The organism is Streptomyces sp. CT34 (assembly GCF_000805335.1).
Classification (GTDB): Bacteria; Actinomycetota; Actinomycetes; order Streptomycetales; family Streptomycetaceae; genus Streptomyces.
On sequence record NZ_KN708638.1, the window covers coordinates 7,113,676 to 7,119,990 of the forward strand.

The window sequence follows — 6,315 nt, forward strand, 5'->3', positions numbered from 1 at the left end:
CGGCCAGGCCTCACCAGGGCCACGCTCTTCGCCAACCGCTCCCGCCCCGAGACGCGGGACGTGGTGGGCTTCCTCGCCGGCATGGTCCTGCCGCGCAGCCGGCAGCCCGCACGCGGCAGCTTCGCCGGCCTCGTGCGGATCACCCACACCACCGTCCGGGGCGCTTTCGGACACGCGGAGGTGCCCCGCCAGCTGCTGTCGCTGCCGGAGCTCACGCGGGAGCCGGGGCGGCGTCCGGACGACATGGTCTTCCAGCTGGTGGCCGAGGCACCCCGGTTGCTGCCCGCGCGGGGCCTGAGCTTCGACCTGCTGGTCCCGGAGGGACTGGGCACACGCTTCGCCTGCGACCTCACGCTGGTCCCCGTACGGGGAGGCTATGACGCCCTGCTGTACCACGACCGGGTGCACCTCGCCGACGCCCCGGCCGCGGTACTGGCCGGCTCCTACGCCGAGCTCGCCGCGCGTGCGGCGGCCCGGCCGGACGCGGACGTCACCGAGCTGGCGACGGGGCTCAACTGGTGAGGTGCGAGGCGAAGAACCAGAGGTTGCCCTCCAGGTCCCGCGCTCCGTACTCGCGCAGTCCGTAGGGCATGTCCTGCGGCTCGTACTCGATCACCGCACCGGCGTCCTTGGCGTGCCGGTAGTGCGCGTCCACGTCCTCGACGGTCATCATCACCCCGGCGTGTACGGCAGGCAGCTCGGAAGCGGGTTGGAGCTTCGTCTCGGCCCGTGCCTGACCGATGATCACGGTGTGCGGGCCGATCCCGGCCTGTGCGTTGACCACCTGCCCGTCGACCTCGTTCACCATCCGCTTCTCCAGTCCGAACGCCTCCAGCAGGAAGGCGAACCCCTTGGCCGGCTCCTTGTAGAACAGGTACGGGCTGATGCTGGGGGCGCTCGGGGCGGGTTGCTGTTTCATCAGGACTCCTCGGGTGGGGAACGATCGGTTGCGTACGCGAGCCACGCTAGGGGCCGGTCAGGGGCGCGTCTTGTACGGATTTCACCTCGAACGGCTACTCAGTCGGCGCGCAACCCGCCGCCGTCCGGCAGCCAGGACCGGGAGAACGCCGACGGGGAGCGCCCGGCGTAGCGGGCGAATTCGCGGCTCAGATGGCACTGATCGGTGTACCCGCAGCTGTGTGCGATGTCGGTGAGGCGCGTTCCGGTGTCGATCAGCCGTACGGCGCTGCGGAAGCGCATCACCTGCGAGAGGGTTTTCGGGGCGAGCCCGATCTCGTCGCGGAACCGGTCGATCAGATGCTTGTGGCTGTAGCCGGTGGCCGCCGCGAGGTCCCGCACCGCTACCTGCCCGGCGCTGCGCCGTATCTGTCGCCAGGCCCGCTCGGTGGGTGAGGGGGTGAGCCCGTCCGCGCAGGCGGTGAGCCGCTGGGCGAGCAGCGTGTCCAGGGTGGCGAACCGCTCCTCCCAGCCGGCCTTGCCTGCCAGCTGCGCCAGCCGTTCCAGCAGGAGCGCGTCCAGCAGTTCGGCGCCGCCGACGGCCTGGTTGGCCATCAGATGCATCGGTAGGCCGAGCAGGACCCGCGCGCCGACAGGGGTGAAGCGTACGAGAATTCCACTGGAGACCGGGGCCGTCTCCGTGCAGCGGTAGCGGTCCTGGGCGCCGATGACGAAGATCTGCTGCCGCAGTCCACCCTCCGGCCCACCGCCTTCGTCTGCCTGCTGACCGCGCAGTACGCGGACGGAGAGCTCGAAGCCCACGACCAGTGTGATCAGGTCGGAGGGGAGTTCGCGCCGTAGCCGGAAGCTGCGGCCGCTCTCGTCATAGCCGAGGTACCCGGCCACGAAGCGACGCAACGACGGCAAAGGGCGGCGCCACACGGTCTCCCAGCAGCCCAGCTCCGACTCGTGCCGCACCTGGCGCAGCCGCGCACCGGGGGAGGGCGGAGTCGGCAGCGCGTGCCCGGCCAGCGGCCGTGCCGCCATGGGCCGTTCACCGCCCAGGTCACCGCTCGGCGACATGCGGCTCCACAAGGGACTTGGGTGCCTGGCCCGCCCACGCCTCGGTGAGGAGTTCGGCGACCTCGTCGCGGTCGGCGTGCTCCAAGTGCACCTTGAGGAATTCGCTCTGACCCCACGTCAGGATCTCGAAGGTCTCCGGCGACGCTTCGACGCAGGCGTGTACCTCGTCCGCCGGGGCTTTGATGACGGCGATCCCGGCATCCGGCCAGAGCGTGGTGAAGATCCGGCCGCGGATCCGGAAGGACGGCCGCCCACGATGGTCCTGGTCCTCGGCCTCGGGGAGCGAGAGAGCCAGCTCTCGCACCTGATCCGTACTCACCATGGACGATCGCATCCTCTCCGACGACACAGGGCCCTGCTCCGGCAGGCTACCCCCGGGCGCGGTTGGGGGAGCGTCTCGACGAATGTGCCGGCGCGGGTGCCCAGGGCGACTGCGCGTACCGGCAGCGGCCCCGCCATGAGCGAGGTGACCAGCGCGACCAGCACCACCACCGTGTACGCGCCGGGCGACAGCAGGCCCGCCCGCAGGCCGGTCGCGGCGACCACGATGCCCACGATCCCGCGGGTGTTCAGATAGGCCGCCAGCGCCAGCCGCTCCCACCGGGCGGTACGCGTCGGCAGCGCCCCCAGATACACCCCCGCGAACTTCCCGCAGATCGCCACTACCCAGGAGGCCCCGCGCGCTCAACAGCACCATCGGACGCGCCAGCGCGGACAGGTCCATGCGCAGTCCGGCGAGTGCGAAGAACAGGGGTGCTGGCACGGCCGTGACGAAGGTGCGCAGCGGCGCCAGCCGTGCGGTGACCCCCGGTGCGGCGGCCAGCACCGTCCCGCAGAGGAACGCGCCGAGCATCGCCTCAAACCCCGCCGCCTGCGAACCCGCGGCGCAGACCAGCAGCGCCACCACCGTCACCTGGATCAGCCGCCCGGTGTCCGGGCGGCGCAGCCGCAGCCGTAGTACCGCATACCTCGTCCCGCCCACCGCGGCGACGGCGAGCAGGGCCGCAGCCGGGAGCAGCCAGACGGCGTGCACCAGGGCGGACCCGGTGGTCAGAGCGGTGACGGCCCCCAGCAGCAGCCAGCCGCGCACATCGTCGAACACCGCCGCCGAGAGGGGGAGTTGACCGATCGGACGGGCGGACAGCCGCAGATCCGTGAGGAACTTCGCCAGCACCGGCAGCGAACTCAGCCCCAGCGCCTCCCCGAGGAAGAGCGCGAATGCGGTCCGCCCCGTGGAGTGCGGGACCAACTCCTCCGGGAGCAGGAGGCCGGCCCCGGCGCCCAGCGCGGGCCCAGCGCCACCCCGGCCAGCAGCTCACCGGCGACCGCGGGCATACCCGGTCTGGCAGCGGCGCGGCCGAGCAAACCGGCCAGTGCGACCACCGTGGCCAGTTGCAGCAACATCACCGTGACCTGCTGTGGGGGGGGGGAGCGTGGCTGCCCCTGTCAGGCCGCTCACCGGGCGGACCGGAGCGGCACCGTCACGGCTGTGAGCACCAGGACTCCCTCGACCACGAAGGAGCCGCGCAGCACGGCTCCGGGCACCTGCACCCGGAAGCGCCCGTCGTCGGGCGTGAAGGTCACCCACGCGTCGTGGAAACCCAGCCGCTGCCCGGTGACCTGGCCCGCACCACGACCGTCCTGGTGGTGGCGCACCGCCTTTCCACCGTCGTCAGTGCAGACCGCATCGTGGTGATGGAGGCCGGGCGCGTCCGAGCCGTGGGCACACATGCGCACCTGGTCCAGGGCGACGCCCTCTACGCCGAGCTGGCGGCAACGCAACTCGTGAATGGTAACGACTCCCAACAAAATGAGGCTTCTTGATTACGAGAGTGACGGTGTGTCAGTTCTCACTGGCGCTGGCCGAAGTGGGTGCGAGCTACTGAGGTTTTCGGTTCGGGGTGATGTCATGACGGGGTCGGGATCAGCCCGGTCTCGGCGGTGAATGCGTCGAGCAGTCCGGGGTGGCACTGCATCGGTTTCAGGCGTGTACGGGCCAGTGCGGCGAGGCGTCCCGTAGCGCGGCGGAGGCCCCGACGGTGTTGACGACCTCCTGCGGCGCCACCGTGTCCAGCGCCTCGTGACAGAGCGTACGTCGCACGATGTCCGGGAGCACCTGGCACAGGAGGCGTGCCGCCTCGGGAGCGTCGATGCGCCGACCGCTGCCGGGCAGCGAGACACCCGACCGCAATGTCACCGCGCCGGGCCCAGGCCGCTGTTGACGCCCACGCGGCTCGTCCGGCGCCGGACGGAGGCGCGCCGATCCGACATGAGCTGCGGTCCAGGACCTCCTGGCCTCCGGCATCCACGTTCAATGCCTCGGACCGGGCGGCCATGGAAGCCTGGCGCGCCAGGAAACTCGCCAGTGCCCGGCGCCGGCCTCCGTGGACACGCCGAACACCGTGCCGTCCGGCGACGAAGGTGACTGTGACGAGGCCGGCACTGAGGTACGAGCCGGGAGTGTGCCGGCGAGCGTCACGAAGACCAGGACGAGGATGACGGTGGCGTCCGGTGACAGCAGTCCGGCGGCCAGGGTCGCGGAGTCCTGGCTGGGAGCTCAGGGGGGAGAAGTGCACAGCGGTCGTGGACCGGAGCGGAGGTGGGTGCGGACTCAGGGCTTGGTGGCCGAGGTGAGCAGCATCAGATGGCAGGGGTGCTCCTCGCCGTTGCGGAGGAAGGTGAGCCGTACGCGGATTTCACCTGCCTTGGGCGCGAGGGCGGGTTGTGCGGAGATGCTGCCTGGGGTGTGGGTGCCGTCGCCGGCGGCTCCGTAGGCTCCGCCCCGGTCGAAGTATGCGTTGCCGTTGTCGTCCATTGCCTCGAGGGAGAGCAGCACGGGGGTGGCGTCGCCGGCGTTCGGGAGGGGCGGGGCGATGGTGTAGTGGAGGGTGAAGGAGTCGTCTTGCCGCTTCAGGTCGTGGACGGAGAGTTCGTGGCCGCCGTTGAGGATCTTCGCCGACGCGAGGGGGGCGCGGGGGATGCGGCGTGTTGTCAAGAGGACTCCTAGATGTCGGTGGTGTTCAGGCAGCGAGCCCCGCGGTGCGGCGGGCGGGCGGCCCGGTGCGGTAGTGGACGTACTCGTGCTCCAGGCGGAAGCCGGCGGTCCAGGCCAGGAGCCGGCTGGGGCGGTTGTCTCGCGAGCAGGTCCAGCTGGGGGTGTGGCCGCGGGCGGCGATGTCCTGGCACAGGGCGGTGACACAAGCCAGTGCGAGGCGCTGGCGCCGGTGCTCGGGAACGGTGAGGCAGGCAACGTCCTCATACGCGCTGCCGCGGAAGTACGTGCAGGCCAGGGCGAGCACACGGTGCTTGTCAAAGGCTGCCCAGCCGTACCCGGAGGCGGCGAGGCCCGCCGGTCCGCCCCAACTGGCATGAATCCAGGCCGAATCGGTCCCCAGCGCGGCAACCGCTGGGGCATCCGAGGGCGTCAGCCGACGCACCGTCACCCCATGGGGCGGGCGCGGCGGCAAGATGGGGACTCGGTGGACGTACCCCATGCGCTCCCACGGCACGAGGCCCTCGAACGCGCAGCCCAGCAGGGGGAGGAAGCGGTCCGGTGCCTGGACATAGTGAGCGGAGAAAGGGGCGAGCACGAGCGGGGCCAGGGCGGTTGGTTCGCCGCGGAGCAGCAGGTGGTCGGCGCAGGCCACCGCGACGGCACGGGGGGCGACGGGACGGTCGGCCCACCAGTGACCGGCCCCCGAGGTCAGTGCATGTTCGGCCAGCGCAGTCGCCCCAGGGGGCCCGGCGGTGAACCAGGGCGACACGGCGCCGGCTTGTCGGTGGGAGAGCTTGATCACGGTGGCTCCTTGTGAGCGCGGGGCGAAGGGCGGGGCGACCGGGCGCCGCCCCGCTCGGTGGTTCAGCCCTGGTTGGCCTTGCTGCCGTGGTTGGCCTTCTTCTTGCGACGGGCCTTCTTCTTGCGGGCGCGCTTGGACATAGACGTGCGGGCCTTTCGTGTTGCGGGAGACCGCGCCTGATGGTGCGTCAGTCGGTGGTGTGCCTCAGGCGTGCTGGCCGACGAGCTGGTCGGCGAGTTTGCTGAGGCGCTTGACGGTGCGGTTCTCGGTGGCGGTGGGTGCCGGGTCGACGCGCTGGTCGCGGTCGTAGTAGGCGCCGTTGACGATCTCGGTGGCCGGGTCGCACAGCCGGACCACGTGGGCCGCGCCCTGCGCCGCGGTGTCGCCCTGGATGCCGTAGAGGGACAGCAGGTCCGTCTCGCAGACGCCCGGGTGGACGGAGACCGCGGTGACCCGGGGGTCGGCGGCGAAGACGGTGAGCGCGAGCTGTGACTGGGCGTAGGCGGCGAGCCGGGAGTAGCGGCGGGGGGGGGGGGGG

The 6,315-nt window shown here is 71.5% G+C and carries 8 protein-coding genes and 2 pseudogenes; 2 read left to right on the top strand and 8 right to left on the bottom strand.

Annotated elements, in window-relative coordinates; genetic code table 11:
- Positions 1-60: 60 nt before the first annotated feature.
- Positions 61-522 carry a hypothetical protein gene (locus RZ84_RS31040; protein ID WP_052230277.1) on the top strand — a complete coding sequence of 154 codons (462 nt, stop codon included), beginning with the start codon at positions 61-63 and terminating at the stop codon, positions 520-522.
- Here the strand turns inward: RZ84_RS31040 and RZ84_RS31045 are convergent.
- The 4 genes from RZ84_RS31045 to RZ84_RS42420 all read right to left on the bottom strand — a co-directional run bounded on the left by RZ84_RS31045 (position 512) and on the right by RZ84_RS42420 (position 3,564).
- Complete coding sequence (locus RZ84_RS31045; protein ID WP_043267660.1) at positions 512-919, bottom strand: VOC family protein; 408 nt, start codon at positions 917-919, stop codon at positions 512-514. The genes RZ84_RS31040 and RZ84_RS31045 overlap by 11 nt on opposite strands.
- A gap of 98 nt (positions 920-1,017) precedes the next feature.
- Positions 1,018-1,980 (bottom strand): helix-turn-helix domain-containing protein, encoded by a 963-nt coding sequence (locus RZ84_RS35330; RefSeq protein WP_052230278.1) that lies wholly within the window; start codon positions 1,978-1,980, stop codon positions 1,018-1,020.
- Positions 1,964-3,229, bottom strand: coding sequence for a cation:proton antiporter domain-containing protein (locus RZ84_RS39995; RefSeq protein WP_052230279.1), 1,266 nt, complete (start codon positions 3,227-3,229; stop codon positions 1,964-1,966). The genes RZ84_RS35330 and RZ84_RS39995 overlap by 17 nt, the downstream gene beginning before the upstream one ends.
- A gap of 206 nt (positions 3,230-3,435) precedes the next feature.
- Positions 3,436-3,564, bottom strand: coding sequence for a hypothetical protein (locus RZ84_RS42420; RefSeq protein ID WP_277816892.1), 129 nt, complete (start codon positions 3,562-3,564; stop codon positions 3,436-3,438).
- 33 nt (positions 3,565-3,597) lie between these two features.
- Here RZ84_RS42420 and RZ84_RS37410 point away from each other — a divergent pair.
- A pseudogene (locus RZ84_RS37410) lies at positions 3,598-3,804 on the top strand (ABC transporter ATP-binding protein); the annotation flags it as partial.
- Between the two features lie 157 nt (positions 3,805-3,961).
- Here RZ84_RS37410 and RZ84_RS41995 read toward each other — a convergent pair.
- The 4 genes and pseudogenes from RZ84_RS41995 to RZ84_RS42000 all read right to left on the bottom strand — a co-directional run.
- Positions 3,962-4,177: an ABC-ATPase domain-containing protein gene (locus tag RZ84_RS41995; protein WP_241777947.1), complete on the bottom strand. Its 216-nt coding sequence runs from the start codon at positions 4,175-4,177 to the stop codon at positions 3,962-3,964.
- A 414-nt stretch (positions 4,178-4,591) separates the two neighbouring features.
- Entirely contained in the window at positions 4,592-4,975 is a 384-nt protein-coding gene (locus RZ84_RS31075) for a hypothetical protein (protein WP_241777948.1), read from the bottom strand.
- Positions 4,976-5,000: 25 nt separating this feature from the next.
- Entirely contained in the window at positions 5,001-5,777 is a 777-nt protein-coding gene (locus tag RZ84_RS31080) for a GNAT family N-acetyltransferase (RefSeq protein ID WP_043267668.1), read from the bottom strand.
- 204 nt (positions 5,778-5,981) lie between these two features.
- Positions 5,982-6,315 (bottom strand): annotated as a pseudogene (locus tag RZ84_RS42000) (short-chain dehydrogenase); the annotation flags it as partial.

Bases quoted from the DNA above. Each gene is read 5' to 3' on its own strand.
- RZ84_RS31045 (WP_043267660.1), bottom strand. From the start codon at position 919: ATGAAACAGCAACCCGCCCCGAGCGCCCCCAGCATCAGCCCGTACCTG.
- RZ84_RS35330 (WP_052230278.1), bottom strand. From the start codon at position 1,980: ATGTCGCCGAGCGGTGACCTGGGCGGTGAACGGCCCATGGCGGCACGG.